We start from the raw sequence: 26,429 nt of genomic DNA on the forward strand, positions 1-26,429 counted from the left end.
AAAGGAGTACGGCAATGGCAAAAACTGATTCCCTGAAACAGATCGTAGCCAAGAAAAAAGAGCGCCTGGCACAGGCAAAGCTGGCATTGCCGGAGGAAGAGCTTAAATCCCGGATCGCCGGATTGCCTCCTGCGCGGCCGTTTTTGGAAGCGATAAATAAGAATAAGCAGATATCCTTGATCGCCGAAATAAAGAAACAATCCCCGTCAGCCGGGTTGATCCGGGAGGATTTTTCACCCTCCGCGATAGCCGCGGTATACAAGGATGCCGGATGTCAGGCGATATCGGTCTTGACCGAAGAGGACTTTTTTAGCGGCAATACCGCGTATATAAACGAAGTGAGAACCGCGGTGGATCTGCCGGTGTTGAGAAAGGATTTTATCTTCGAGCCTTATCAGGTTTACGAGTCCAGATCAGCCGGGGCGGACGCCATCCTTTTGATCGCCGATCTGTTATCCAAGGATAGTTTGTCGGAAATGATCGCGTTGGCTGATTCACTGGGCATGGATTGTTTGGTTGAATCCCACGAGGAAAAAGAATTGAAGAAGGTTTTGAGCCTTAAGATAACGCCGGCTGAACCGCAGGGCCAGCCGGACAAAATATTATTGCCGCGTTCCAAGGCAAGAAAAACGGTTTCTTTCGCGGTCGGGTTGAATAACCGAGACCTGCGTACCCTGGAAGTGGATCTCAAGTTAACTGAACGGCTGTATACCCTGATACCTAAAGACCGGGTAGTGGTGGTGGAAAGCGGGCTTAAAAGTTACCAGGATATATTGTTCCTTAAGATTTTAGGGGTCAACGCCGTACTGGTGGGAGAGGCGATTTTGAAATCCGCTGATATGAAATCAGCGATCCAGGATATAATGGGATGGTAAAGGTAAAGATCTGCGGGATAACCGATTTGAAGGATGGGTTGGCCGCGATAGAAGCGGGCTGCGATGCATTGGGTTTCGTCTTTTTTCGCAAAAGCAAACGTTATGTGACGGAGAAAAAGGCCAAGGCTATTATCGCCGGGCTTGGTGCGGATATTATTAAAGTCGGCGTATTCGTCAATGCCCGTGAGGATAGGATAAGGCGCATTGCCAGGTCGTGCCGGCTGGATATGCTCCAATTCCACGGCAATGAGGCCCCGCAGTTTTGCGCAAGGTTTAAGGGGCATAAGGTGATCAAGGCCTTTGGGGTTAAAGGCGAGATGGATTTCGCCGGGATTGAAAAATATAAAACATTCGCCAGGCTTTTTGATTCGATATCCGGTTCGCGTATGGGGGGGGGCGGGAAAAAATTCGATTGGCGCCATTTATCCGGGCAGGGACAGTTGAGCAAGAAGACTGTGTTTTTGTCCGGAGGCCTGGATGAGCGTAATGTCCGTAAGGCGATAAATATTGTCAGGCCGGAATGGGTGGATGTATCCAGCGCGGTGGAGAAAACCCCGGGCAGGAAAGATCCGGCAAAAATGCGCAGATTTATCAGAATGGCCAAAGGTTAAAAACGGAGGTCCGGATGCGTTTAAGCAAAAAAAATGTTTTGGTTTTTGTCCTGTTAAGTTTAGCTGCATATATGCAATCGCCTGTTTATGCCGCTGCCTTGTCCAAGAATTACGTAAGCGCGAGGTATTCGTACAGCATTAAATTTCCCGCGGATTACAAGATCAAAATATCAGGGAACAAGGTTATCTTTGTTTCTCCCGTCGAGGATAAGAAGCTGGCTTTTTCGCCGAGCGTAAATGTGGTGTCGAGCGAATTGGATAAGAATGATACGACCGATCTGGATGCCCTTTGCGAAAAGGCCAAAAATGGCATAATCAAAGGCTGGGGCAATGCCGAGTTCATTGAGCAAAAGAAAGAAAAACTGAACGGGTTCGAAGTCTACAGGTTTGTTTCTACCAGTAAGCAGCAAAAGGCCAACTTTAAATTAATGCAGGTACTTCTGTTAAATAATAAGAAGATCTATGTCTTGACATATACAGCGCTGGAAAGCCAGTATAACGGCCAACTTGGCGTGGCCCGGGCGATCATCGGCTCGTTCAAGATCACCAAATAAACGGCTTTTTTTTTGACACCAAGGGTTTACTTTGTTAAAATGAACATCTTAAAAAGGAGATCGTAACAAATGGCGCTTTCAGGATTGGATATCTACAAATTATTGCCTAAAACGAATTGTAAGGAATGCGGTTTTGCCACCTGCCTCGCTTTCGCCATGCAATTAGCCAAGAAGGCGGTCAGTATCGATAAATGCCCTTATGTGAACGCCCAGGTCAAGCAAAGCCTGGAGGCCGCCAGCTTACCTCCGATCAGGCCGGTTATAATCGGCGCGGGCAGCGGCAAGATAGAGGTGGGCAATGAGACCGTTATGTTCCGCCACGAGGAAAAATTCCGTAACCCCTGCGCGTTAGGCTTCATTATCGATGATGATCTTAAAGATAACGAGATCAAAGCGAAGTTAGCCAGGATCAACGGGTTAAAGTTCGAGCGCGTCGGCCAGGAGCTTTTGGTTAACCTGGTGGCGGTAAAACAGAAAAGCGACGCCAAAAGATTTGTCCAAGCGGTCAAGAATATTTACGCCGATACCGAACTGGCGCTGGTTTTGATGAGCGATGATCCGGCAGCTTTGAAGGATGCGCTGGCAATAGCCAAAGAGCGCCGTCCGCTTATTTACGCCGCGAGCGGTTCGAATTCCGCGGATCTGGGGAAATTAGCCGTTGAATTCAAGGTTCCTCTGGCGGTGAAGGCCAGGGATTTGGATGAGGCTTCAGCCTTGACCCAGGAAATGAATAAGCTGGGTGTCAATGACCTGATCATCGACGTCACATCCCCTGAAATAAAAGATAAGCTTAAGGACCTTACCCAGATCCGCAGGCTTGCGCTTAAGAAATCCAACCGCAGCCTGGGGTATCCTTCTTTGGCTGTTATCGAGGAGAAAGACCCTTACCAGGAGGTCATGGCCGCCGGGACTTTCATACTTAAATACGCTTCCATTGTCCTGATGCGCGGGATCGAGAATTGGCAGGTGCTTTCGCTTTTGACCTTGCGCCAGAATATTTATACCGATCCGCAGAAGCCTTTGCAGATCGAGCCGAAGGTCTATTCCATTGGCCAGGTGGGCCCGAAGTCCCCGGTATTAGTGACCACTAATTTTTCCCTGAGTTATTATACTGTCGTGGGCGAGGTTGAAGCCAGTAAAATACCTTCATATATAATCAGCGTGGACACTGAAGGGATGTCAGTGTTGACTGCCTGGGCCGCGGAGAAATTCACTCCGGAAAAAATAGCGGATTCGATCAATAAGTTCGCTGTGGCTGACCTGGTTGCGCAGAAAAAACTGATTATCCCGGGCTATGTGGCGGTGATGAGCGGCGACCTTGAGGATAAATCCGGCTGGGAGATCATTGTTGGGCCGAAAGAGGCGGCAGGTATCCCAACGTTCCTCAAAAACCTCAGTTCCTAGGCTCGTAGACGTTGTATGCAATTCTCTATGTACCAAAGGATTGTAAATAAATGTTTATTGCGTCAAAAAGCGAAAACATTTATTTGTAACTATATATAAGACAGGAAGTTGGATACAACGTCTACAGGTGGGTATGGAGAGATATAAGGTAACGTTTTACCCGGATAAAAAGAGCGTAGAGGTGGATAAGGACCGTACTATTCTGTCCGCCGCTATATCAGCCGGGATATATATCAATTCCAGCTGCGGCGGGGATGGGGTATGCGGCCGATGCAAGATTATCTTGAAAAGCGGTGATGTCCTTAGCCAGCCTACCGGCAGGATCAGCCAGGACGAAAAGAACGCGAACGTTTACCTGGCCTGTCTTAGCGCCATACAAAGCGATTGCGAGGTTGAGATCCCGCAGCAGTCCAGGCTGGAGATGGATAAATTATCCCAGCAGGACCTGGAATTAAGGCTCAAAGGATTATATCAGAAGGCTGAAGATATCCAGTTCATTGAGCCCGGTTTTATCGACAGCTCCGCGGGCCATTCGCCTTTGGCCACAAAAATATACCTGGAGTTGCCTGCTTCAAATATGGAGGATAACGCCGCGGATCTCGAGCGTATTTACCGCCAGATCCATAAGGCCGGCGGCATAGAGATCAACCGGACCAGCCTGGCGACAATACGGCAGTTAAGCGAATTACTGCGCGCTTCGGATTGGAAGGTCACGGTTACTGTCGCCCAGAGGAATAACGGCTTTGAGATAGTTTTTATCGAGCCCGGCGATACCTCGGGACGGAATTTCGGCCTGGTTTTTGATATCGGCACTACCACTATTTCCGGCCAACTGGTCGATCTGAATAAACGCAGGATCCTGGGGACCAAAGCCACGTATAACAAACAGGCGAGTTTCGGCGCTGACGTGATCACCAGGATTATTTATGCCCAGAAGCAGGAAGGCCTGGAAAAACTGCACCATGTGGTCATTGACTGCATGAACCAGATCATTCAGGGGCTTATTAAAGAGCATAACGTAGATCTTAACGATGTTACCTGCGTTTTCTGCGCCGGCAATACCACAATGATCCATTTGCTTTTAAGGATCGACCCGACTTATATCCGTAAACAGCCTTATGTGCCGGTCCTGAATTTCGTGCCGGTGCTCCGGGCGTCCGAGGCAGGTATAAAGATCAATCCGCACGGGTTACTCGGCTGCGTGCCCGGGATATCCAGTTATGTGGGCGGGGATGTCACTGCCGGGATCCTGGCCTGCGCAATGGATAAAAAGGACGAGTTGAGTATTCTGATCGACATCGGGACCAACGGCGAGATCGCTTTAGGCAATAAAGAATTTATGGCGGTCACCTCGGCCTCTGCCGGCCCGGCATTTGAAGGCTCGGGCGTGGGTTGCGGTATGCGTTCTTCCAGAGGCGCGATACACAAGGTAAAGATCACCAAAGACCTGACTGTGACTTACAGCTGCATAGCGGACTGTAAGCCTCGCGGGATCTGCGGATCGGGATATATCGACCTTATCGCGGAAATGCTCAAAGCCGGCGTCATGGATAAGAACGGAAAAATAAAAGCTATCAGCCATAAACGTATCCGTAAAGGCGAATTCGGCAGGGAATTCATCGTGGCGTTCCAAGAAGAATCGGATTCAGCCAGTGATATAGTGGTCAATGAAGCGGATATAGAGAACCTGAAAAGGGCCAAGGCGGCTATTTATTCCGCTACCAATATAATGCTCAAGCATATGTCGCTGGATTACGGGATGATCAAAAAGATCTATGTGGCCGGAGGCTTCGGCACTTCGCTGGATATAGATAACGCCATAAGCATCGGGCTTTTGCCGGACCTGGATAAGTCGGTTTTTTCCTTTGTGGGGAACAGCTCTTTGGCCGGATGCCGACAAGCGCTTTTGTCGGGGCAGGCAGTGGATAAGGTTAATGAGATCGCCAAAGCCGCGGTTTATTTCGAGTTGTCCGCAGAGCCGGGATATATGGATGAATATATGGCGGCGTTGTTCTTCCCGCATACCGACCTGGCGAAATTCCCTAACGTAAGGTTCAACTAAATGGGCCATACCATTGCAATCGCCGGCAAAGGCGGGACAGGAAAAACCACTATTTCCGGCCTGATTATCCGGCTGATCAAAGATAAAAAACTCGGCTCAGTCCTGGGCGTAGACGCCGACCCCAACAGCAATCTCGGCGAGGCGCTGGGGATGAAGCCGCAAGAGACTATCAGCGGCATACTTGACGCAGTGGCGGCCAGCCCGGATAAGATCCCGGCGGGGATGACCAAGGATAGGTTCATCGAATACCAGGTCCAGACGATCATTGAAGAGGGAGAAGGTTTTGACCTGTTGACCATGGGCAGGCCCGAAGGCCCGGGTTGCTACTGTTTTGTCAATAATGTCCTGAAGAATATTATGGCCAGGCTTCTGGCGGATTATAAATTTGTGGTTATCGACAATGAAGCGGGTCTGGAACATCTTTCGCGCAAGACCCAGGCCAGCCTTGACCGGCTTATAGTGGTTTCCGACCCGTCGTCGGCGGGCTTAAGGGCGGCTAAACGGATAAGCGATCTGACTCGGGAACTCAAGCTTAAGGTGAAGAGCAAATTACTGATCATTAACCGCCAGGACAAAGAGATAGATAAAAACCGGATAAAAGACCTGGGGCTGGAATATATAGGGGATGTCCCTGAAGACAAGGGGATTATGGATCTTAGCATAAAGAACGACCCGGTATTTAAACTGAAAAAGAACAGCCCGGCTTTAAGTGTTCTGACAGGGTTGCTTGATAAAATAATCTAAAAGGAGGAAGTTGAAGAAATGGCTATCGAATTAATGTTGGATAAATGGCAGGGCAAGATCAGCGAGGTGAGCATCGGCGCGACCAGGGCGGAAGGCGGAAGCCGAGGTCATGTCGTTAAAATAGGAGGGGAAGGGGCGTTGCCGTTCCTGGCGGACCAGGCCGGACTGCCGAATAAACCGCAGATCGCTTTTGAGATCTGGGATAGCGCGCCTTCTGACTGGCCGGATGAACTGGCGAAACAATACAGCGACGTATACTCAGACCCTTTGGCCTGGGCGGAAAAATGCGTCAAGGCGTATAAGGCTAAAATACTTTGCGTGAAGCTTCAAGCCGCGCATCCGGATTTCGGGAATAAAACCCCGGAGCAGGAAGCAGAATTCATCTCCGGGCTTTTAAAAAAGGTGGATGTGCCTCTGGTGATCCTGGGATGCGGGGATGACGATAAGGATAATTTGGTCCTGCCCGCGTGTTCCGAGGCGGCCAAGAACGAACGCTGCCTGATCGGCAGCGCTGTCCAGGACAACTATAAGACTTTGACCGCCGCTGCGCTGGCGGACGGGCACAATATCATCGCTGAATCGCCGATCGACATAAACATCGCCAAACAGTTGAATATCCTGATCTCCGATATCGGGCTTTCTCTGGACAGGATCGTGATCAATCCCACGATAGGCGCTTTGGGATACGGCCTGGAATACGCGTATTCAATAATGGAAAGGGCCAGGCTTTCCGGGCTTTCCGCGGACAAGATGATGGCTTTGCCTTTTATCTGCCTTGTCGGCCAGGAAGCCTGGAGGGCGAAAGAAGCCAGGGTAAGTACGCAGGAATTTCCGGCGTTCGGCCCGGAAAAAGAGCGCGGGGTGATCTGGGAGAGCCTTACCGCCACTGCTTTGATCCAGGCAGGCGCGGATCTTCTGGTTATGCGTCATCCTGAGGCGGTCAAAAAAGTGAACGAATACATTGAGCGGCTTTAAGCTGCACTATACCGGAGGATAAAATGTTCATAATCGGCGAACTTATTAACGGGATGTATCTTTCCATCGCCCGGGGGATAAAAGAGAAGGATAGGGCCGCTATCCAGCAATGCGCCTTGGCCCAGATAAAAGCCGGCGCCGATGCCCTGGATATAAACTGCGGGCCCGCTTCCAAGGAGCCGGTAAGCGATATCCAGTGGCTGGTAGAGACTGTTCAGGAAGTCACGGATAAGATGCTGGTGATCGATTCCAGCAAGCCCGCGGTTCTCGAGGCCGGATTAAAAACAGCCAAGAACAAGGCGATGATCAATTCCACTACCGCCGACCCGGAGAAGATGGATATACTTATACCTCTGGCCAAAAAATACAGCGCCAAGCTTATCGGCCTGGCGATGAATTCAAAAGGCATACCGCAGAATAAAGATCAGAGGCTGGAGTTGGCAGCCGGGATCGTGGCCGCTTGTTCGGAAGCGGATTTCCCGATCGAGGATCTTTATCTTGATCCTATTGTTATGCCGGTTAATGTCGGCCAGGCACAGATGCGCGACATACTGGAAGTCATCCGCGATTTCACGATTATATCCGAACCCAGCCCGAAAACAGTGGTGGGCTTAAGCAATGTTTCCCAGGGGACCAGCGTAAGAAGCCTGATCAACCGGACATTCCTGACTATGGCCATAGGATCCGGCCTGGACGCGGCGATACTTGATCCTTTGGACGATGAGCTGATGAATTCATTGATCACCGCTGAATTGATATTGAACAAACAGATATACTGCGAGTCATATCTGGACGCTTACAGGAAAAAATAAAATGCTGCCTGATAAAAGAGGATATTTTGGTGATTTTGGCGGGAAGTTCGCCCCTGAGGCGCTTGTTTTCGCTTTGGACGAACTTACTAAAGAGTATTTAAAGGTAAAGAACGCCCCGGATTTCAAATCCGAGCTTGCCTATTACCTTAAAGAATATGCCGGCCGGCCAACCCCGCTGTACCTGGCTAAAAACCTCAGCGAAGAGCTGGGGATAGCCAAGGTCTACCTGAAACGCGAAGACCTTTTGCATACCGGTGCGCATAAGATCAATAACACGCTGGGCCAGGTATTATTGGCCAAGCGCATGGGTAAGTCCAGGGTCATCGCCGAGACCGGCGCCGGCCAGCATGGCGTGGCCACCGCCACTGTAGCCGCGCTCTTCGGGCTTAAATGCGCCATATACATGGGTCAGGACGATATCAAGCGCCAGGAATTGAATGTTTACCGGATGAAGCTTTTGGGCGCGGAAGTCGTTTCCGTAGGCACCGGGTCGAAAACGCTCAAGGACGCCATTAACGAGGCATTCCGGGACTGGGTTACCAATGTAAAAGACACCTTCTATATATTCGGTACTGTCGCCGGGCCGCATCCGTATCCGATGATCGTCCGGGATTTCCAGTCTGTCCTGGGTAAAGAGGCGCGCAGGCAGGTCCTATCCCGGGGAAAAAGACTGCCTGATTATTTAGTTGCCTGCGTGGGCGGCGGAAGCAATGCCATGGGGCTTTTTTACCCGTTTTATAATGATCGTAAAGTTAAGTTCATCGGTGTGGAAGCGGCTGGCAGGGGATTGAGCAGCGGCCAGCACGCGGCTACTTTAGGCCGCGGAAAGGTCGGGGTATTGCACGGGGCCAAGTCGTATCTTTTGCAGGATAAAGCCGGGCAGATAACAGAAACGCATTCTATCTCCGCCGGCCTGGATTATCCGGGAGTAGGGCCGGAACACTCTTTTTTCAAGGAGACTAAAAGGGCGGAGTATGTTTCTGTGACCGACGATGAGGCCCTGGAAGGGTTTAAGCTCCTTTCCCGCAGCGAAGGCATAATCCCGGCTTTGGAATCTTCGCACGCGGTAGCTTATTTAAAAAATCTGGGCAAAAAGATAAATAAGAATTCCATTGTCATCGTTTCTATCTCAGGCAGGGGCGATAAGGATATGGGCATTGTTATCCCTTGTTTAAAACTATGAACAGGATCGACCTTAAATTCAGGGAATTGAAGAAAAAAGGCAGGAAGGCGTTCATTGCTTTCATTACCGCCGGTTATCCGGACCTGGCGACTACCTCTCGCCTTATATTGGAGATGGAAAAGGCGGGCGTGGATATCATTGAGCTGGGCATACCTTTCTCCGACCCGATGGCCGACGGAGCGGTGATCCAGGAAGCCTCGATGGATGCCTTGAAGAAAAAAACCGATCTGCGCTCCATTTTCAAAATGGTCAAGTCTGTCCGGATGAAAACGGAAATGCCGTTGTGCTTCATGACTTATTACAACCCGGTATTCTCTTTCGGCATCGATAATTTCGCCAGGCAGGCCAAGGTTTGCGGGGTGGACGGGTTGATCATCCCTGACCTGCCTCCGGAAGAAGGCAAGGAAATTATCGCAGCGGCAAGGAGAACCGGATTGGCCACGGTTTTCTTCGTTTCACCGACCACCGCGGATAAAAGGATGCGCAGGATATGCGATAGTTCGCAAGGGTTCATTTATTATGTTTGTTTGACCGGGGTTACCGGCGAGCGCAGGGAATTGCCGCGCGACCTTCGCGGCCATATAAAGAAAATAAAACGGTTTACCAAAAAGCCTGTATGTGTTGGTTTCGGGGTATCTACTTCCGGTCAGGTCAAAGAGGTGCAATCCCAGGCTGACGGGGTGATTGTGGGAAGCGCGATCATTAAGAAGATAAAGGAGAATGCCGGCAAAAAAGACTTGGTTTCAAAAATAGGCGGATTTGTCCGTAATTTAAAAGGATAGGATGAAAGAATATAACAGGGCGGTGTTGACCAACGGTGTCAGGGTAGTAAGCCGGCCTATGCCGGAAAAGAAGTCTGTGGCTTTAGGGATATGGGTGAATGTTGGTTCCAGGTGTGAGACCCCGGTCAATTCCGGGATCAGCCATTTCCTGGAACATATGGTTTTTAAGGGGACAGGCAAATATACCTGTCAGAAGATAAAAGAATCCATAGAAGGGGTGGGCGGATCTTTTAACGGCTTTACCTCGGAAGAGGTTACCTGTTATCTGGTTAAATTGCCCGCTGTTTACCTGGAGTTGGCCCTGGATATCCTGTCGGAGATGGTCGTTGATCCGATCATACCCCGCGATGAGCTTGAGCGCGAACGCACAGTGGTCCTGGAAGAGATAAAAATGTATAAAGACCAGCCGCAAAGCTATGTCCATGAACTGCTGGATAAGCTTTTATGGCCGGGTCATCCGTTAGGTATGAGCATCCTGGGGACTAAGGCGTCGGTCACTTCGCTTAGCCGAAGAGACCTTATTGAATATAAGAAGAGCCGTTATACCGCGGCAAATATCGTGGTCAGCGCCGCGGGCAGCCTGGACCATGATGAACTGGTTGAGAAAGCGGTGAAAAGATTTGCCGGGTTGAAAAGATCCGGGTTGAACGCCTGCGGAAAATTCAAAGGATCACTGAAACATCCGCAGGTCAGCCTGTGTTATAAGGAGACCGAACAAACACACCTCGCGGCGGGGTTCCGCGGCCTGAACAAGGAACATCCTTTAAGGTATGCCTTAAGCTTATTGAACGTGATCCTGGGAGGGAATTCCTCCAGCAGGCTGTTCAGCGAGATCCGGGAAAAAAGAGGCCTGGCTTATGAGATCGGCAGCGGGGCGAAATTCCTCAAGGATACCGGCGCGTTCATTGTGCACGCCGGGGTGGATAATAACAAGGTCAAGGATACGGTAGAGCTTATTTTCAGGGAATTGCGCAGGGCTATCCGGGAGAAGGCCGGGCTTGCGGAGCTTAAACGGGCCAAAGAGTTCCTTACCGGACAAATGCTTTTGTCCCTGGAGGATACTATGGACCAGATGTTCTGGATCGGAGAGCCTACTGTGAGCCTGGATAAGACATATTCCCCGGAGGAAATAATCGCCAAGGTCAGGCAGGTAAGCCTTGAAGATTTGCAGCAGGTTTGCCGCCTGCTTTTCCGGGAAGATAACACTCATATCGCCTTGATCGGTCCGGTCAAGGCAACAGAATCCGCGGTATCCGGATGGGCGAGGTTAAAATGAGCGTCTTGCTGCATTTGCCATTATTGCTCTTGCTTTTGGCCCTGGGGATCTTATCCGCTTTTTTCGCCATAGCCGAGACTTCGTTGATCGGCTTAAGCAAGATCCGCCTGCGCCATATGGTAGCCAAGAAAGTTAAGCGCAGCTTAAGCGTCCAGCGTCTTCTGTCCAATTCCGATAAATTCATAATTTCGATCCTGGTGGGCAATAATATAATCAATATCGCCATGTCCGCCATATTAACGGTGATCGCTGTTCAATTATTCGGGTATAAATGGGGGGCGGTGATCGCTACGCTCTTTACGGCGTTCGTTATCCTGATCTTCTGCGAGATAAGCCCGAAGGTCCTGGCTCTGAAACATACCGAGAGGACCGCTCTTTTAGTCGCCCCGGTAATGGAGTTCTTTGTCTGGCTGTTCGACCCAATCACCCGGGTATTCGTTTTTTTCAGCAATTTATGGTTGAAAATATTCCGGATCGCGCCGGTAAAAAGGTCACCGCTGATCACCGAGGAAGAGATCCGGCTGATGATCGAAGTGGGCAGGGATGAGGGCGTGCTTACCGATGAAGAGAAAAAGATGCTTCACCGCATCTTTGAGTTCGGGGATATTAAGATAAACGATGTGATGATCGCCAAGGATAAAATAGTGGCGATAAACCTTGATTCCAGCCCGGAGCAGGTTTTGGATATATTCGTCGAGGAGGGGCACGCCCGGTTGCCGGTCTATCGCGATTCGATAGATAACGTCGTGGGCATAATTTACGCCCGTGACCTCCTGTATATATTAAGGGATAAAGGCCTGTTCCTGTTGCCGGATGTGGTGCATTCGGCTTATTATGTCCTTGGGTCGGTCCGGATCAATGAATTGCTGCGGAAATTCCAATCCGAGAAGGTCCAGATCGCCATTGTGGTCGATGAGAATAAGAAAACCCTGGGGCTTGTTACCCTGGAAGACCTGATCGAAGAGATCGTCGGCGAGATCGATGAGCAGCATCCGGCTGTCGGGAGCCGATAAGGATCGCCCGGCCTGTTTGGCATTGACAGCCCGGCTTAACTGTGATAGACTTTTGACAATAAGCGCAGGATACCTGTTAACCTGTTTGGTGGCAAAACATGCACAGGTAGACATCAAAGGAGGAGTTGAAATGGCTGAAAAAGGATATTGCGTAAAATGCAAGGCGAGCAAAGAAATGATTAATGAGGAAAAAGTCACCATGAAGAACGGCCGACCGGCGGCAAAAGGCAAATGCCCTGATTGCGGCACAGGGATGTACAAAATATTAGGAAAAAAATAACAGTTTTCATAAAGTAAAGAGAGTTCAGGCCTTGCGCCTGGGAGGGGATTAACATAGATCCGAAATCGTTGGCGTTAAGGATTGCCCGTATTGCGAAGGATAAAAAAGCCCTGGACGTGGTCTGCCTAGATATGCGGAGTGTTTGCGGTTTTTGCGAATATTTCGTTATCGCCAGCGGGACCTCCTTGCGGCAGGCTAAGGCCTTAGCCGATGCTGTCCAGGAAGACCTAGACAAACAAAGAATAAAGACACTCTCGAAGGTCAGCGCGAATGAGGAATCCGGCTGGATAGTTTTGGATTATTCGTCGGTCGTGGCGCATATGTTCTACAAACCGAAGAGAGAGTTTTATTCTTTGGAACATCTCTGGTCGGACGCCAAAAAAGTAAGGATCCCCGGGGCCGCCGGGAAAAAAAATAAAAAGTAATCTCACCGTTTCAACCTGTCCATAAACCCCATGAAAAGCGGCATTCAAAAAGAGCTCATCGAGATAATCAAGAAGGCGCTTGGCGATTTAAAGCTGGATGTGTTTTTATCCGCCGGGCAGGAGCCGGAATTGGTCCTGGCTTCGGCGTTCGGCGACCTGTCCAGCAATATCGCCTTGAGACTGGCTTCCGCGGTCAAGAAGCCGCCTAAGGTTATTGCCGACGATATCGTCCGTGAAGCCCAAAAACACCTGCAGCAGGCTGATTTTAAGGGGTATGTCAGCCAGATCAGGGTGGAAGGCGCGGGTTTCATCAATTTTTACTTAAGCCCCGAATATTTCTATGAAGTGTTGTCGTCGATATCCGGGCAGAAATGGGATTATACGGATATTAAGTCCGGGGGCAATGGATTGCCGGTGATGATAGAATTCGTCAGCGCCAATCCCACCGGCGCCTTGTCTGTGGCGCATGCCAGACAGGCGGCAGTTGGGGACGCCCTGGCCAACATCTTTCTGTTCCTCGGATATAAGGCGCATAAAGAATATTACCTTAACGACGAAGGCAACCAGATAAATATACTGGGTGAATCCATCCGCGCAAGGCTTAAACAGTTGAATGGCGAAAAGGTCGATTTCCCGGAGAATTATTATCAGGGCGACTATATTACGGATATGGCCAGGCGGATCAAGGAAGAAAAACTGGATATCAAGGATTTCTCGGAATACGGGGCTGATGCCATATTGGACGTTATCCGTCAGGAGCTTAAGGATTTCCGCGTGGAATTCGACTGCTGGTACAGCCAGAAGGCCCTGACCAAAAGAGGGGATATCGAGAAGACCTTTGCGTTCCTGCGGGAAAAAGGATTTTTATACAAAAAAGAAGGCGCGGTCTGGTTCAGGTCCACGGATTTCGGCGATGACAAAGACCGGGTGGTCATTAAAAGCGACGGTTCTTATACTTACCTGGCCCCGGATATCGCCTATCACTGGAGCAAGTACCTGAGGGGATTTAAACTGCTGGTCAATCTTCTCGGCCCGGACCATCACGGTTATATCAGCCGATTGAAGGCCTCAGTGAGCGCGTTAGGTTATGAGCCGGACAGTCTTAATGTAGTAATAGTCCAACTGGCTTCGATATTCAGGGACGGCAAACCTGTGGAGATGTCCACTCGTAAAGGCCAGTATATCACTTTAAGGGAAGTCTTGGAGGAAGTGGGCTGCGACGCCTCGAGGTTTTTTTTCCTGATGCGCAAAACTTCCAGCCATCTCGCCTTTGACCTGGAAACAGCCAAGAAACAAACCCCGGAGAACCCGGTTTATTATGTCCAGTACGCGCACGCCCGGATAAGCAGCATACTTCGGCAGGCGGCTAAGGCTGTCCAGCCGGAGGGCGTTGATATGTCTTTCCTGAAAGAGAAAGAGGAACTGGACCTGATCCGCAAGCTTTGGCAGTTCCCTTATGTATTGAAAGTCTGCGCCAAGACATTTGATCCGTATATGCTTACCGTATACCTTCAGGAGGCAGCTGAGGGATTCCACCGTTTTTACGACCGGCACCGGGTTCTGGGGCAGGATGAAGGGTTGACCCGGGCAAGGCTCGCTTTGATCTCAGCGGTAAATGTCACTCTGGCCGCCGGATTGAAACTGGCCGGGGTTTCCGCCCCGGAGCAGATGTAAGCTATGTCCTCCCACAAAATACTTAATATTTCCATTCCCGATCCCAAACTGCAGGATAAACTAAGCAGTTCTCTGGGGATTTCCCGAATAACCAGCCAAATATTGATCAATAGAGGGATTAAAAGCCTGAAAGAAGCGGGGAATTTCCTGGATCCGCGTCTTGATCAGTTGTTAGACCCGTTTTCTTTCTCTGATATGCGGCTGGCGGTCAATTTGATCAAAAAGTCGGCCAGGAATAAGGACCGGGTATTGGTCCACGGCGATTATGATGTTGACGGGGTAACTTCGCTTGTTTTGTTAACGCAAACCCTGCGTAAACTGGGCCTGGAAGCCGAGCATTATATCCCTCACCGCATAAAAGAAGGATATGGCCTGGGCCGGAATATTATAAAGATATTAAAGGAAAAGAAGATAGGGCTTTTTATCACTGCGGATTGCGGGACTAACAGTGTGGAAATAATCGAAGAGATAAAAGGCCAGGGGATCGAGGTTATCATTACTGACCATCATGAGCCTTCGACAACCGCCTCTTACGGCTGGCCGGTGATCAATCCAAAGATCAGCGGGTCGGGATATAAATACCGGGATCTGGCGGGAGTGGGAGTGGCGTTCAAGCTTTGCCAGGCGCTGACCGGCAGTTTTTTGGAGGATGACCTGGACCTGGTTTGTCTGGGAACAATATGCGATTCCGTGCCTTTGACCGGAGAGAACCGGGTTATTTCCAAGCTCGGGCTGGAGAAGATAGCTGAAAGCGAAAGGCCGGGATTAAAAGCCCTTATCCAGGCTGCAGGTATAAATAACAAGAAAATGACCCAGGAATTCGTGGGTTTTATCCTGGGTCCGCGGATAAACGCCAGCGGCAGGATGGATACGGCTGAAACCGCGTTCGATCTGTTGATGTGCGATGACGAAATCAAGGCCGCGCACCTGGCTAAAACCCTGGATACGTATAACCGCCAGCGTCAGAAGGTAGAGAGCGAGATAATGGAAGAGGCGCAGGACCTGATCAATAAAGAAGTTAATTTCAAAGAGCATCAGGTAATGGTGGTGGCTAAAGAAGGATGGCATTTAGGGGTGTTGGGCGTTGTGGCTTCTAAGCTGGCGGACAGATTTTACAGGCCGGCCATACTTATATCGATAAACCAGGGATTATGCCGCGGTTCAGGCCGTTCCATCAAGAATTTCCATTTATTTGAAGGGCTTAACGATTCCAAGGAGTTATTGGATGGTTTCGGCGGGCACGAGCATGCCATAGGAATGGTCATCCAGCAGGATAATATCAGCCAATTCCGGGATAAGATCAATCTTTTTGCCAAAGATAAGCTGGTTTTCCAGGATCTGATCCCCAGCCTGGATGTTGATATGGAATTGGGGCTTGCCGATATTGGCAGGGAATTCATCCTTGAGTTGGGGAAACTGGAGCCGTTTGGAGAGGGCAATGCCCGTCCTTTATTCTATACCCGGGATCTTATGCTCAAAGGACAGCCTCGGTTATTCAATAAGAACACCATGAAATTCTGGGTAACCGACAATGACCTGACTTATTCTGCCATCGGTTTTGGCATGGGGCAGCTTAAGGGGGAATTGCTTAACGCGGGTAGTTTTGGCCTGGTTTACAGCCCGATGATCGATAACTGGCAGGGGCAGGAATCAATGATCCTTGATATAAAGGAAATATTCTTTAAAACACGTTAGGAACAGCGGGTAAAGGTTAAAAAAACCCCCTGGAATTGGATCCAGAGGGTTCTTTTTTTAGCGGGTAAAGATCAGGCTTTGACAATATTGCCTTTTTTAAGGCATTTTGTGCAGATATAGATCTTTTTGACATGTTTGCCCATTACTACTCGGACCTTCTGCAGATTAGGCAAAAACTTGCGTTTGGTGCTGCGGACGATCTTGCTTCCTGTGCCGCCCTTTTTCTTAGCTAACCCTTTTCTGACCACTGTTTTACCGACAAGGGGGCCTTTGCCGCAAATCGCGCATTCTTTGAACATTTTAGACTCCTTAAATTTGATCCGCCTTGGCGGAGAGAAGTTAACCCCGAGCGCCGGAAGCGCGAAGGGCCAATTATGTTATATATTCACGTAAATATCGCCAGCAGGAATTCAAGTATACCCGAAATAGGTCTTTTGTCAAGGCAAATCTGGCAGGCAATTAAAGGCACAAAAATAGTTGCATAATAATAAAATTATGGTATACTCATTAAACTAGCTTGTATCAATAAGGCTGTCAATGGTGCACAGCCCGATGCCTAACCGTATGAAAAGCCCTTTATTATACGCGTCGCCCTGATAAACTTGAAGGGTGGAGTTAGTGAAGAGGGGGCCAAGAAGGAGGAGTAAACTTGCCATCAGAACTAATCAAACAACTTTTGGAAGCAGGGGTTCATTTCGGTCATAAGACTTCCCGCTGGAATCCCAAGATGAAGAAATTCATTTTCGGGGAGCGCAGCGGCATCTACATTATTGACCTGGAAAAGACCGAGGAGTGCCTGAACAAGACGCGGGATTTCCTTTTGGATATCGCCGCCAAAGGAGAATTCGTCCTTTTTGTCGGCACGAAGAAGCAGGCGCAGGAAGTCGTCCTGCGCGAGGCTCAGCGCAGCGGGATGTATTATGTCACCGAACGCTGGCCGGGCGGGATGCTTACTAATTTCGCCACGATCAAAAAGAGCATCAACCGTCTTAAGGAAATAGAGACGATGAAAAAAGACGGCACTTTCGATAATCTCAAGAAAAAAGAAGTCGCTATGCTGGAGAAGGAATTAGCGAAGCTGAACAAGAACTTTTCCGGGATCGTTCCCATGGAGCGCATGCCCAAGGCAATATTCATAGTTGACACCAAGAAAGAGGATACGGCGGTAAGGGAGGCCAGAAGGCTGAATATACCGGTCATCGGGCTTATCGATACCAACGCCGATCCTGACCTGGTGGATTATCCGATCGCCGGCAACGACGACGCGACTAAATCCATACGCATAATCACCACTTTCTTAGCCGACAGCATCGTCGAAGGAAGGAAGAAATTCTTATCCTATCTTTCGCATGAAGGCGTGGCGGTAAAGAATGATGATAGTAAAAAAGAAGGGGCCAATGAAGAGGCCGCGGCCGCCGTTATCCCGGAAGAGGAAGCGAAGATAAAGGGGAGCGGGGAGATAACCGAGGATCCCGGGGTGGTCAAGGATGATGCCCAGGACCCGAAGCGCGTTCATCCGGATGTTGCGCAGGAAAAATCAAAATTAAGAAAGAAGGTATAATCAAAATGGAAATATCGGTAAGTTTGATCAAGGAATTGAGGGAATTGAGCGCCGCCAGCATATCCGACTGTAAAAAGGTCCTGGTTGACGCGAAAGGCGACATAAAGAAGGCAATGGGCCTTTTGCGCAAACGCGGCCTGGAAAAGTCCGCCAGCAAGAAGGACAGGGCTTCCAAGGAAGGCAGGGTTGACGCGTATCTGCATACGGGCAATAAGATCGGAGTGTTGATCGAGGTGGATTCAGAGACCGATTTTGTGGCCAAGAACGAGGCGTTCGCCCAGTTCACCAAGGACCTGGCAATGCAGATCGCCGCCTGTAACCCGGCATACATTAAACGCGAAGATGTCCCGGCGGAGCTGATCGAGCAGGATACGGATAAGGATAAAGAGCTGTTCTACAAAAACAATTGCCTCCTGGACCAGGTTTTCGTGAAAGACCCCAGCATGACCGTTAAGGATTACCTGGGCAGCCTGGTGGTTAAATTCAACGAGAATATTGTTATCCGCAGGTTTATCCGTTATAAGATCGGCGAATAATGGCAAGAGGCCCTATATATAAAAGAATAGTCCTGAAATTGAGCGGTGAAGCCCTGCAGGGAAAAAAATCCCATGGTATAGATCACTCCGTCTTGGTTTCTATCTCCAGACAGATAAAAGAGATAAGGGCAATGGGTGTGGATGTGGCTTTGGTCCTGGGCGGCGGGAATATCTTCCGCGGCCAGGAGAATACCGCGTCTTTAGGGCTGAATATGGACAGGTCGGTGGCGGATTACATGGGGATGCTGGCCACGGTAATAAACGGCCTGGCATTGCAGGATACCCTGGAAAAGATGGGTATGCCGACCAGGGTAATGACCGCCATAGAAATAGAAAAGATTGCCGAGCCTTATATCCGCCGCAAGGCGATACGCCACCTGGAAAAAGGCAGGGTGGTTATATTCGTCGCCGGCACCGGCAATCCGTATTTTACCACCGATACCGCGGCGGCGCTGCGGGCGATGGAGATCAACGCGGATGTGATACTGAAGGCGACTAAGGTCGACGGGGTTTATTCCGCCGACCCGATGAAGGTCAAGGGCGCTAAGAAATACGCGAAACTCAAGTATATAGACGTGCTGAAGAAAAGGCTCAAGGTGATGGATGCGACCGCCGTGAGCCTTTGTATGGATAATAAACTGCCTATCGTGGTTTTTGATTTAACCAGGCCGGGGAACATAAACAGGGTTATAGCCGGGGAAAAGATAGGAACTACTGTAAGCTGATTTTTATCGGGAGGTGTGTCATGACAGTAAAAGAGATCCTTCATGGTACAGAAGAGAAATTAAAGAAGGCGTTGGATTTTGTGATGCGTGAATTTTCCGAGGTAAGGACCGGCAGGGCCAATCCCAGCATCGTGGAAGGCCTGCACATAGATTATTACGGGACCCCGACGATGATCAAGCAGCTTGCCGCGATCTCAGCGGCCGACGCGCATATGCTGATAATCCAGCCATGGGACCCTACGGCTATAGTCGAGATCGAGAAGGCGATACTTAAATCCAATCTGGGATTGTCGCCTTCCAATGACGGCAAGATCATCAGATTATCAGTTCCTGCTTTATCGCAGGAGCGCAGGGCCGAGCTGGTCAAGGTCCTTCACAAGAAAGCGGAAGAAGGCAGGGTGTCTTTTCGGACGATACGCCATGAGGCAAAGGCGGTGGTCGAGAAATCCGAGAAGGATAAATTTATATCCGAGGACGATAAGTTCCGCGGGATCGATGAGCTGCAGAAGCTGGTCGATAAATATATCGCCAAGACAGACGAGATCCTGAAGAATAAAGAAAAAGAAATCCTGGAGTTTTAATGAGGCAATGATTTACGGGGCGCAGTGAACGTAAATCATTAGGCCGAATTAATCCCGGCAGACGGGATGAACAAAATAGATCTGGGCCTCTAGCTCATCTGGTAGAGCACCACCCTTTTAAGGTGGCTGTGCCGCGTTCGAGCCGCGGGAGGCTCATAAATTTACCCGCTCGAATTGTTGTCGGTAAATTAATCCCCGAAGTTTGCGCAGTGCTTTTCGAAGAAAAGGATAAGCGTTCAAGCGAGGGGACAAATCCCGAGCGAAGGCGGAACCTACGGTCGCACCAGGCGCAAGTGGTACCCTGCGTTATTGGAATACTCCGGTATCCGCTTCATGGCGGAGCGTTGTGCAAGTATTGCCACCCAGCGCAATCGGAATATGCGCTGGTGTTGGATATGTATCCAAAGGGTGGATGGCGGAATTGGCATACGCGATAGCCTTAGGAGCTATTGGGGAAACCCATAGATGATCCCCGGCTCCGGTAGATACTGGTTATGCGGACGTGGCGGAATTGGCATACGCGATAGCCTTAGGAGCTATTGGGGGAAACCCTTGGGGGTTCAAATCCCTCCGTCCGCATATAGACGGATTTGAACCGGGGTATTAAGGAGGTTCTCCCGTCCGATTAGTTTAATGCCAAACGGGATTAATCCCGCTTCCTGGAGGAGTATCAGGCGGGGAAATCCTCTTCCGCCCGTTAAATACGCCGCGGAAGAAAAAAGACAAGTTTGTAAGATAACGCGGGAGTAGCTCAGTTGGTAGAGCGCTACCTTGCCAAGGTAGTTGTCGCGGGTTCGACCCCCGTCTCCCGCTTTTACTTTTGCTGGTCGAACCCCAGGGGGGTGCGGGGGAAGGATTTCCACCGCGTATTTGGGGTGACAGCGAAACGAAGTGAAGCGTCAGAGGGGCAAAGCCCCTATGAGGAGCGAGTTTTAGTTAGAGTAGTCTGCGAGCGACGGGTTCGCATCCCCGTCTCCCGCTTATTAAATTTCTGCAGTAAAAAAGGAGACAAGAATGAAGATAATGGATTTTTTATCAAAAAAATCTATTCTGGCTGATCTCAAGTCCACCAAGAAAGAAGACGTGATCAAAGAACTGGTGGACCTGCTGATCAGCTCCGGAGAAATCGATAAATCCTCCCGCGCAAAGATACTGGATTCATTGAGCGAGAGAGAATCTTTAGGCTCGACAGCCATAGGCCAGGGGATCGCTATCCCGCATGCCAAGGTCGATTGTGTCGGCAAACTGATAGGTGCGTTTGCGCTTTCCAAGAAAGGCGTAGATTTCGATTCCCTTGACGGAGAACCGGTGTATATCTTTTTCTTGCTCTTGGCCGCCCAGGATTCCGCCGGGCCGCACCTTAAGGCCCTGGCTCGCATCTCCCGTCTTTTTAAAGATAAATATTTCCGCGATAATCTCCGTTCTTGCGCTGATGAGAACGCGATCATAGACGTAATAAGTCAAGAAGACGAAAAAATATAATCCTTTGATTCAAAGATGATAGCCGAGCTAAAACGCCTTTTTAAGTGGTTATACCCGGGCATAGGCATAAAGCGTTGGATAGGATTAAGCGCCTTTGGCGTGATCCTTCTGGTCATCGGTTCAAGCGGCCTGCGCAGCGAAGAATTCTTCATGCTTCAGACGCTTGACTGGGTAATACTGTCCGCTGGCATAGTCATCCTTATCCTTGGATTCAAGCGTTTGATGGGGTCGTTGATCAACGCGATAATACCGTCATCGCGCGCGAACGAGCTGGTAGATATCCTTTATCAGCGCAGGCAGCTCGCGCGGGGGCCCAGGATCGTAGCCGTAGGCGGTGGCACGGGATTATCCATGCTTTTGACCGGGCTTAAGGAATATAGCTCCAACATTACTGCCATCGTGACGGTTGCTGACGACGGCGGATCTTCCGGGAGATTAAGGCAGCAGTTCGATATACTGCCTCCGGGGGATATCCGCAACTGCCTGGTGGCTTTGGCCGACGCCTCTACCATGATGCGCGATCTTTTTCAGTTTCGTTTCGACTCGGGCTCGGAATTAGCCGGGCATAGCTTTGGCAACCTGTTCATTACCGTAATGACCAGGCTTACCGGAGATTTCGAGAAGGCGATCCGCGAGACAAGCAAGGTGCTGGCCTTGAGGGGGCAGGTTATCCCGTCTTCTTTGAGCAACGTGACCCTGGCCGCGGAATACGCGGATGGCTCGGTGGTTGAAGGCGAGAATAAAATACCCCGGGGGCATAAGCCGATACGGAAGGTTTATCTTAAGCCTGAACATCCGGCACCGGCGCCTGAGGCTATAAAGGCCATTGATGAAGCCGAGATTATTGTTTTAGGGCCGGGCTCGCTTTATACCAGCATAATACCTAACCTCTTGATAAAAGAGATAAGCGACAAGATCGTTGCCTCAAGGGCGATAAAGGTTTACGTGTGTAATGTGATGACCCAGCCCGGAGAGACGGACGGTTACAGCGCTTCACAGCATGTCCGTGCCCTGGTCGAGCACAGCCACCCGGGGATAATAGATTATTGCATAGTGAATACGGGAAAGTTGCCTGTCCAGGTGTTGAAGCGCTATGAGGAAGGCAACGCGTATTCGGTCGTCAGTGACCGCAAGAATATCCAGAACATGGGGTATCGGATCATTGAGGAAGATACGGGTTCGGTTTCAGAGGGTGTTATCAGGCATGACCATTTGAAATTGGCTAATATCATATTAGGCCTTCAGGAAGAGCTATAGGAAAAAATGAGCGTGATCAAGAAAAAGATGACCGTTAAGAATAAGCAGGGGCTTCACGCCCGGCCTGCCGCTATGTTCGTGCAGGTGGCTAATAAATTCGAATCGTCCATTTCGGTGAGCCGCGACCTGGAAAAGGTCAACGGCAAGTCCATTATGGGGATACTTATGCTGGGCGCGGAACAGGGCAGCGAGATAATCGTCGAAGCTGACGGAAAAGACGCGGAACTCGCGGTGGTTGAATTGGAAAAGATTCTGGATAAAGAGGAGCAGAGATGATCACTCTGAAAGGCATAGCTGCGGCTCCGGGTATATGCATCGCCAAGGCGTACCGCCTGGGCAAGGAAGAATTCGAGATCGCCAGGCAGTCGATAAATCCCGAAGAGATACCTTTGCAGCTGCAGTTGTTCGAGGAAGCCCTGATCGCCACGCGCAGGGAGATAATCGAGCTGCAGAAAAGGATCGCCAAGGATATGGGCCAGGAAGAGGCCCAGATATTCGACGCGCATCTTTTGGTGTTGGAAGACCGGATGCTTATCGAAGAGGTCATCCACCGCCTGAAGAAAGAGCAGATAAACGTCGCTTTTATCTTTTCCGAGGTGCTGAAAAAATATATCGAGGTTTTTTCCAAGATCGAGGATGAATACCTCAGGGAGCGTACCGCTGACCTGAACGATGTCGGCAAACGGATATTGCGCAATCTGCTGGGTAAAGAACAGCGGGGGTTGAAGGATCTGAAGGAGAGGGTGGTGGTAATCGCCCATGACCTGTCGCCGTCGGATACTGCGGCTATGCATAAACAGCTGGTCAGCGGTTTTGTCACCGACATCGGCGGTAAGACCTCGCATACGGCGATCATGGCCAAATCCCTGGAGATCCCGGCGGTCGTGGGTACGGTGGACGCCACATCCAGGATCAAAAGCGGTGATATCATCATAGTCGATGGGAGCATGGGCATTATCATCGTGAATCCTGATGAAGACACCATGCATATCTACCAGGAAGAAGAGGTAAAGCTTAAAGGCATTTCCGAGAAATTCCTGGGGGTAAAAGACCTGCCGGCGGTCACCGCGGACGGCAAGAACGTCGAGATCTGCGCGAACATTGAACTGCCGGATGAGATAGTCTCGGTTAAGATCCACGGCGCGCAGGGGATCGGGCTTTACCGCACCGAATTCTTTTACATGAACCGCAAAGACGCCCCCACTGAAGAAGAGCATTTTCAGGCTTATAAATATGTCGCAGAGGCGATGAATCCGCATCCTGTGGTCATTCGCACCCTGGACCTGGGAGGGGATAAATATCTCTCGCAATTCGAGATGCCCAAGGAGATCCAGCCGTTCCTGGGATGGCGGGCTATTCGTTTCTGCCTCGCCAGGCCGGATGTATTTAAGCTGCAGCTGCGGGCGATATTGCGGGCCTCGGCTTTCGGCAAACTTAAACTGATGTATCCGATGATCTCGGGTATAGAGGAGTTGAGGCAGGCCAACGCGATCCTGAATGAATGCAAGGAAGAACTGCGCAAATCCCGGCTGCATTTCGACGAGAATATCGAGGTGGGGGTGATGATCGAGGTGCCTTCGGCCGCCTTGACCGCCGACCTTCTGGCCAAGGAAGCGAATTTCTTCAGCATCGGGACCAACGACCTTATCCAGTACGCCCTGGCTGTTGACCGGGCCAATGAAAAAGTGGCCTATCTGTATGAACCGGCGCATCCCGCTGTTTTGAGGATGATCAAGAATGTCATTGACGCCGCGCACGCCAATAATATCTGGGTGGGGATGTGCGGGGAAATGGCATCGGATGAGCTTTTTGTCCTGATCCTTCTGGGCATGGGGCTTGATGAGTTCAGCATGCCTCCTTCAGCTATCTCGATCGTTAAGTATATAATCCGCTCGGTGAGCGTTGAACAGGCCAGGAAGATCGCCGAAGAGGCGATGTCCTTGTCGACCGCCAAAGCGATAGAAGCGTTAATGCAAACGAAAATCAAAGAGATACTGCGATGAAAGTAGTGATACTGGCAGCCGGTTACGGTACGAGGCTCTATCCTTATACGAAGAATTTCCCCAAGCCTTTGCTTGAGGTGAATAAGAAGCCGATAATCGATTATCTGATGGATAAGCTGGCGCTTATCCCCGGGATATCAAAGATAATCGTTGTAAGCAATGCCCGCTTCTTTGATAATTTCATGGATTGGCGCGAAGGGTTAAAGCGGCGCAGGCTGGTGAAGGTGTTTAACGACCTTACTCTAAGCCCCGAGGAAAAACTCGGCGCTATCGGCGATATGGACCTGGTGTTCAGGACCGAGGGGTTCGACGATGATTTTCTGGTGATCGGCGGCGACAATTTTTTCAGGGAGCCGTTGAATGGTTTTGTCGGCTATGCCCGAAAGAGGAAGAACGCCGTCACTATCGGGGTATGCGACATCAAGGATAAAAAAGAGGCCCGTAATTTCGGCGTGGTCAGTTTAAACCGCCAGGGCCTGGTAAAGCGATTCCAGGAGAAGCCGGCCAGGCCCGCTTCCAGCCTTATCGGGATGTGCCTGTATTATTTCCCTAAAGGCCGGAACGCTTTGATAAGAAAATACCTGCAAGACCCGAAGAATCCGCGGGACGCCGCCGGTTCATATATAAAATGGTTGAGCAGCAACGCCAGGGTGTATGGTTTTGTGTTCAAGGATTCCTGGTTTGATATCGGGCGCATAGATACCTATAATAAGGTAAGGCATATAACAAAAGGAGAAAGGTAAGAATGGAAAAGTTCTTGTTTACTTCAGAGTCGGTCACCGAAGGGCATCCGGATAAAGTATGCGATCAGATCTCAGACGGAGTTCTGGATGAGGTTTTGAAGAATGACCCTAAAGGAAGGGTAGCCTGTGAGACCTATGTGACTATGGGGCTTTTGATCGTAGGGGGAGAGATCACCACGCATTCTTACGTCGATATACATAAATTAGCCAGGCATATAATCAAGGATATAGGTTATACCCATCCTAAATACGGGTTTGATTACCAGACCTGCGCCATTGTCAATACTATTCACAGCCAGTCGCCGGATATCTCGCAGGGCGTTGATACCGGCGGCGCCGGAGACCAGGGGATCATGTTCGGTTATGCCTGCAAAGAGACCAAAGAGCTGATGCCTTTGCCTATCGCACTGGCCCACGGCCTGTCAAAACGCCTGAGCGAAGTACGCAAAAAGGGCATATTAAAATATCTGGGGCCGGACGGAAAAAGCCAGGTAACTGTAGAGTATCATAACGGCAAGCCGGTGCGCGTAGATTCAGTGGTCCTGGCCAGCCAGCATACCGCTGAGATACTGGATAAGAGCGGAATGAATATCACCAACACTGCCCGCAAAGAGATGATCAAGGTGGTGGCCGAAGACGTCCTTAATGGCTGGATCGATAAAGACACCAAATATTACGTGAACCAGACCGGAAAGTTCCTGATCGGCGGGCCGCAGTCCGATACCGGGATGACCGGAAGGAAGATCATCGTGGATACTTATGGCGGGACAGTCCCGCACGGAGGAGGGGCATTCTCCGGAAAAGACCCGACCAAGGTAGACCGGTCAGCGGCTTATATGTGCAGGTATGTAGCCAAGAACCTGGTAGCTGCGGGTATCGCCGATAAATGCCTGATCCAACTGGCTTATGTTATCGGGTATGCCGAGCCTTTGTCGGTTTTCGTCAATACCTACGGTACCGGAAAACTATCCGACAACAATATCGTGAAATTGATCCGCCAGAATTTTGACCTTACCCCCAAAGGAATCATTGAATCATTGAATCTTTTAAGGCCTATATATAGGAAGACGGCGGCATACGGCCATTTCGGCAGGAACGAGCCGGAATTCACCTGGGAGTCTTTGGACAAGGTTGGAACATTGAAGGAAGCCGCGTCAAAATTATAAATAAGGAGTA

At 50.1% G+C, this 26,429-nt stretch carries 27 protein-coding genes and 3 tRNA genes; 29 read left to right on the top strand and 1 reads right to left on the bottom strand.

Annotated elements, in window-relative coordinates; translation table 11 throughout:
* Positions 1-14 precede the first annotated feature (14 nt).
* The 16 genes from M0R35_03425 to recJ all read left to right on the top strand — a co-directional run bounded on the left by M0R35_03425 (position 15) and on the right by recJ (position 16,365).
* A complete protein-coding gene (locus tag M0R35_03425) occupies positions 15-875 on the top strand; it encodes an indole-3-glycerol phosphate synthase TrpC (GenBank protein ID MCK9594709.1) in 861 nt (286 codons plus the stop codon).
* Entirely contained in the window at positions 869-1,486 is a 618-nt protein-coding gene (locus M0R35_03430) for a phosphoribosylanthranilate isomerase (GenBank protein ID MCK9594710.1), read from the top strand. The genes M0R35_03425 and M0R35_03430 overlap by 7 nt, the downstream gene beginning before the upstream one ends.
* 14 nt (positions 1,487-1,500) lie before the next feature.
* Positions 1,501-2,040, top strand: coding sequence for a hypothetical protein (locus M0R35_03435; protein MCK9594711.1), 540 nt, complete (start codon positions 1,501-1,503; stop codon positions 2,038-2,040).
* Positions 2,041-2,109: 69 nt separating this feature from the next.
* On the top strand, positions 2,110-3,444 hold the full coding sequence (gene acsC / locus M0R35_03440; GenBank protein ID MCK9594712.1) for an acetyl-CoA decarbonylase/synthase complex subunit gamma: 1,335 nt from the start codon (positions 2,110-2,112) through the stop codon (positions 3,442-3,444).
* A 133-nt stretch (positions 3,445-3,577) separates the two neighbouring features.
* Entirely contained in the window at positions 3,578-5,506 is a 1,929-nt protein-coding gene (locus tag M0R35_03445; protein ID MCK9594713.1) for an ASKHA domain-containing protein, read from the top strand.
* A complete protein-coding gene (locus M0R35_03450) occupies positions 5,507-6,250 on the top strand; it encodes an AAA family ATPase (GenBank protein ID MCK9594714.1) in 744 nt (247 codons plus the stop codon).
* Between the two features lie 18 nt (positions 6,251-6,268).
* Positions 6,269-7,225: an acetyl-CoA decarbonylase/synthase complex subunit delta gene (locus M0R35_03455; protein MCK9594715.1), complete on the top strand. Its 957-nt coding sequence runs from the start codon at positions 6,269-6,271 to the stop codon at positions 7,223-7,225.
* A gap of 23 nt (positions 7,226-7,248) precedes the next feature.
* Complete coding sequence (locus M0R35_03460; GenBank protein ID MCK9594716.1) at positions 7,249-8,037, top strand: dihydropteroate synthase; 789 nt, start codon at positions 7,249-7,251, stop codon at positions 8,035-8,037.
* Between the two features lies 1 nt (position 8,038).
* The gene (trpB, locus tag M0R35_03465) at positions 8,039-9,220 is read left to right on the top strand and encodes a tryptophan synthase subunit beta (GenBank protein ID MCK9594717.1); all 1,182 of its coding nucleotides are present in this window, start codon (positions 8,039-8,041) and stop codon (positions 9,218-9,220) included.
* Positions 9,217-10,002: a tryptophan synthase subunit alpha gene (gene trpA, locus M0R35_03470; protein ID MCK9594718.1), complete on the top strand. Its 786-nt coding sequence runs from the start codon at positions 9,217-9,219 to the stop codon at positions 10,000-10,002. The genes trpB and trpA overlap by 4 nt, the downstream gene beginning before the upstream one ends.
* 1 nt (position 10,003) lies before the next feature.
* Positions 10,004-11,278: an insulinase family protein gene (locus tag M0R35_03475; protein ID MCK9594719.1), complete on the top strand. Its 1,275-nt coding sequence runs from the start codon at positions 10,004-10,006 to the stop codon at positions 11,276-11,278.
* On the top strand, positions 11,260-12,291 hold the full coding sequence (locus tag M0R35_03480; protein ID MCK9594720.1) for a hemolysin family protein: 1,032 nt from the start codon (positions 11,260-11,262) through the stop codon (positions 12,289-12,291). Before M0R35_03475 ends, M0R35_03480 begins: the two co-directional genes overlap by 19 nt.
* A gap of 130 nt (positions 12,292-12,421) precedes the next feature.
* Positions 12,422-12,571: a DUF5679 domain-containing protein gene (locus M0R35_03485; GenBank protein MCK9594721.1), complete on the top strand. Its 150-nt coding sequence runs from the start codon at positions 12,422-12,424 to the stop codon at positions 12,569-12,571.
* A gap of 68 nt (positions 12,572-12,639) precedes the next feature.
* Positions 12,640-12,996: a ribosome silencing factor gene (gene rsfS, locus M0R35_03490; GenBank protein ID MCK9594722.1), complete on the top strand. Its 357-nt coding sequence runs from the start codon at positions 12,640-12,642 to the stop codon at positions 12,994-12,996.
* A 30-nt stretch (positions 12,997-13,026) separates the two neighbouring features.
* The gene (argS, locus tag M0R35_03495) at positions 13,027-14,670 is read left to right on the top strand and encodes an arginine--tRNA ligase (GenBank protein MCK9594723.1); all 1,644 of its coding nucleotides are present in this window, start codon (positions 13,027-13,029) and stop codon (positions 14,668-14,670) included.
* A 3-nt stretch (positions 14,671-14,673) separates the two neighbouring features.
* Complete coding sequence (recJ, locus tag M0R35_03500; protein MCK9594724.1) at positions 14,674-16,365, top strand: single-stranded-DNA-specific exonuclease RecJ; 1,692 nt, start codon at positions 14,674-14,676, stop codon at positions 16,363-16,365.
* 71 nt (positions 16,366-16,436) lie between these two features.
* On the opposite strand, the gene rpmB is transcribed toward recJ, so the two are convergent.
* Entirely contained in the window at positions 16,437-16,664 is a 228-nt protein-coding gene (rpmB, locus tag M0R35_03505) for a 50S ribosomal protein L28 (protein MCK9594725.1), read from the bottom strand.
* Positions 16,665-17,014: 350 nt separating this feature from the next.
* On the opposite strand from rpmB, the gene rpsB reads away from it, so the two are divergent.
* The 13 genes from rpsB (at position 17,015) to metK (ending at position 26,419) form a co-directional block, all read left to right on the top strand.
* On the top strand, positions 17,015-17,926 hold the full coding sequence (gene rpsB / locus M0R35_03510; protein ID MCK9594726.1) for a 30S ribosomal protein S2: 912 nt from the start codon (positions 17,015-17,017) through the stop codon (positions 17,924-17,926).
* Positions 17,927-17,931: 5 nt separating this feature from the next.
* Positions 17,932-18,462: an elongation factor Ts gene (tsf, locus tag M0R35_03515; GenBank protein MCK9594727.1), complete on the top strand. Its 531-nt coding sequence runs from the start codon at positions 17,932-17,934 to the stop codon at positions 18,460-18,462.
* The gene (pyrH, locus tag M0R35_03520) at positions 18,462-19,187 is read left to right on the top strand and encodes a UMP kinase (protein MCK9594728.1); all 726 of its coding nucleotides are present in this window, start codon (positions 18,462-18,464) and stop codon (positions 19,185-19,187) included. Before tsf ends, pyrH begins: the two co-directional genes overlap by 1 nt.
* A gap of 20 nt (positions 19,188-19,207) precedes the next feature.
* Entirely contained in the window at positions 19,208-19,768 is a 561-nt protein-coding gene (gene frr, locus M0R35_03525) for a ribosome recycling factor (protein MCK9594729.1), read from the top strand.
* Between the two features lie 83 nt (positions 19,769-19,851).
* A tRNA-Lys gene (locus M0R35_03530) sits at positions 19,852-19,924 on the top strand.
* A gap of 340 nt (positions 19,925-20,264) precedes the next feature.
* Positions 20,265-20,347: transfer RNA gene (locus M0R35_03535), tRNA-Leu, on the top strand.
* 161 nt (positions 20,348-20,508) lie between these two features.
* A tRNA-Gly gene (locus M0R35_03540) sits at positions 20,509-20,581 on the top strand.
* A gap of 201 nt (positions 20,582-20,782) precedes the next feature.
* Positions 20,783-21,250 carry a PTS sugar transporter subunit IIA gene (locus M0R35_03545; GenBank protein MCK9594730.1) on the top strand — a complete coding sequence of 156 codons (468 nt, stop codon included), beginning with the start codon at positions 20,783-20,785 and terminating at the stop codon, positions 21,248-21,250.
* Positions 21,251-21,265: 15 nt separating this feature from the next.
* A complete protein-coding gene (yvcK, locus tag M0R35_03550; GenBank protein MCK9594731.1) occupies positions 21,266-22,507 on the top strand; it encodes a uridine diphosphate-N-acetylglucosamine-binding protein YvcK in 1,242 nt (413 codons plus the stop codon).
* Positions 22,508-22,519: 12 nt separating this feature from the next.
* A complete protein-coding gene (locus tag M0R35_03555) occupies positions 22,520-22,783 on the top strand; it encodes an HPr family phosphocarrier protein (GenBank protein ID MCK9594732.1) in 264 nt (87 codons plus the stop codon).
* Entirely contained in the window at positions 22,780-24,510 is a 1,731-nt protein-coding gene (gene ptsP / locus M0R35_03560) for a phosphoenolpyruvate--protein phosphotransferase (GenBank protein MCK9594733.1), read from the top strand. Before M0R35_03555 ends, ptsP begins: the two co-directional genes overlap by 4 nt.
* Positions 24,507-25,253, top strand: a complete 747-nt coding sequence (locus tag M0R35_03565; GenBank protein ID MCK9594734.1) for a nucleotidyltransferase family protein — start codon at positions 24,507-24,509, stop codon at positions 25,251-25,253. Before ptsP ends, M0R35_03565 begins: the two co-directional genes overlap by 4 nt.
* Positions 25,254-25,255: 2 nt before the next feature.
* The gene (gene metK, locus M0R35_03570) at positions 25,256-26,419 is read left to right on the top strand and encodes a methionine adenosyltransferase (protein MCK9594735.1); all 1,164 of its coding nucleotides are present in this window, start codon (positions 25,256-25,258) and stop codon (positions 26,417-26,419) included.
* Positions 26,420-26,429 lie beyond the last annotated feature (10 nt).

The organism is Candidatus Omnitrophota bacterium (assembly GCA_023227985.1).
Classification (GTDB): domain Bacteria; phylum Omnitrophota; class Gorgyraeia; order Gygaellales; family Profunditerraquicolaceae; genus JALOCB01.

Coding starts and splice junctions, on each gene's coding strand:
- M0R35_03425 (MCK9594709.1), top strand. CDS start 15: ATGGCAAAAACTGATTCCCTGAAACAGATCGTAGCCAAGAAAAAAGAG.
- M0R35_03430 (MCK9594710.1), top strand. CDS start 869: ATGGTAAAGGTAAAGATCTGCGGGATAACCGATTTGAAGGATGGGTTG.
- M0R35_03435 (MCK9594711.1), top strand. CDS start 1,501: ATGCGTTTAAGCAAAAAAAATGTTTTGGTTTTTGTCCTGTTAAGTTTA.
- acsC (MCK9594712.1), top strand. CDS start 2,110: ATGGCGCTTTCAGGATTGGATATCTACAAATTATTGCCTAAAACGAAT.
- M0R35_03445 (MCK9594713.1), top strand. CDS start 3,578: ATGGAGAGATATAAGGTAACGTTTTACCCGGATAAAAAGAGCGTAGAG.
- M0R35_03450 (MCK9594714.1), top strand. CDS start 5,507: ATGGGCCATACCATTGCAATCGCCGGCAAAGGCGGGACAGGAAAAACC.
- M0R35_03455 (MCK9594715.1), top strand. CDS start 6,269: ATGGCTATCGAATTAATGTTGGATAAATGGCAGGGCAAGATCAGCGAG.
- M0R35_03460 (MCK9594716.1), top strand. CDS start 7,249: ATGTTCATAATCGGCGAACTTATTAACGGGATGTATCTTTCCATCGCC.
- trpB (MCK9594717.1), top strand. CDS start 8,039: ATGCTGCCTGATAAAAGAGGATATTTTGGTGATTTTGGCGGGAAGTTC.
- trpA (MCK9594718.1), top strand. CDS start 9,217: ATGAACAGGATCGACCTTAAATTCAGGGAATTGAAGAAAAAAGGCAGG.
- M0R35_03475 (MCK9594719.1), top strand. CDS start 10,004: ATGAAAGAATATAACAGGGCGGTGTTGACCAACGGTGTCAGGGTAGTA.
- M0R35_03480 (MCK9594720.1), top strand. CDS start 11,260: ATGGGCGAGGTTAAAATGAGCGTCTTGCTGCATTTGCCATTATTGCTC.
- M0R35_03485 (MCK9594721.1), top strand. CDS start 12,422: ATGGCTGAAAAAGGATATTGCGTAAAATGCAAGGCGAGCAAAGAAATG.
- argS (MCK9594723.1), top strand. CDS start 13,027: ATGAAAAGCGGCATTCAAAAAGAGCTCATCGAGATAATCAAGAAGGCG.
- recJ (MCK9594724.1), top strand. CDS start 14,674: ATGTCCTCCCACAAAATACTTAATATTTCCATTCCCGATCCCAAACTG.
- rpmB (MCK9594725.1), bottom strand. CDS start 16,664: ATGTTCAAAGAATGCGCGATTTGCGGCAAAGGCCCCCTTGTCGGTAAA.
- tsf (MCK9594727.1), top strand. CDS start 17,932: ATGGAAATATCGGTAAGTTTGATCAAGGAATTGAGGGAATTGAGCGCC.
- pyrH (MCK9594728.1), top strand. CDS start 18,462: ATGGCAAGAGGCCCTATATATAAAAGAATAGTCCTGAAATTGAGCGGT.
- frr (MCK9594729.1), top strand. CDS start 19,208: ATGACAGTAAAAGAGATCCTTCATGGTACAGAAGAGAAATTAAAGAAG.
- M0R35_03545 (MCK9594730.1), top strand. CDS start 20,783: ATGAAGATAATGGATTTTTTATCAAAAAAATCTATTCTGGCTGATCTC.
- yvcK (MCK9594731.1), top strand. CDS start 21,266: ATGATAGCCGAGCTAAAACGCCTTTTTAAGTGGTTATACCCGGGCATA.
- ptsP (MCK9594733.1), top strand. CDS start 22,780: ATGATCACTCTGAAAGGCATAGCTGCGGCTCCGGGTATATGCATCGCC.
- M0R35_03565 (MCK9594734.1), top strand. CDS start 24,507: ATGAAAGTAGTGATACTGGCAGCCGGTTACGGTACGAGGCTCTATCCT.
- metK (MCK9594735.1), top strand. CDS start 25,256: ATGGAAAAGTTCTTGTTTACTTCAGAGTCGGTCACCGAAGGGCATCCG.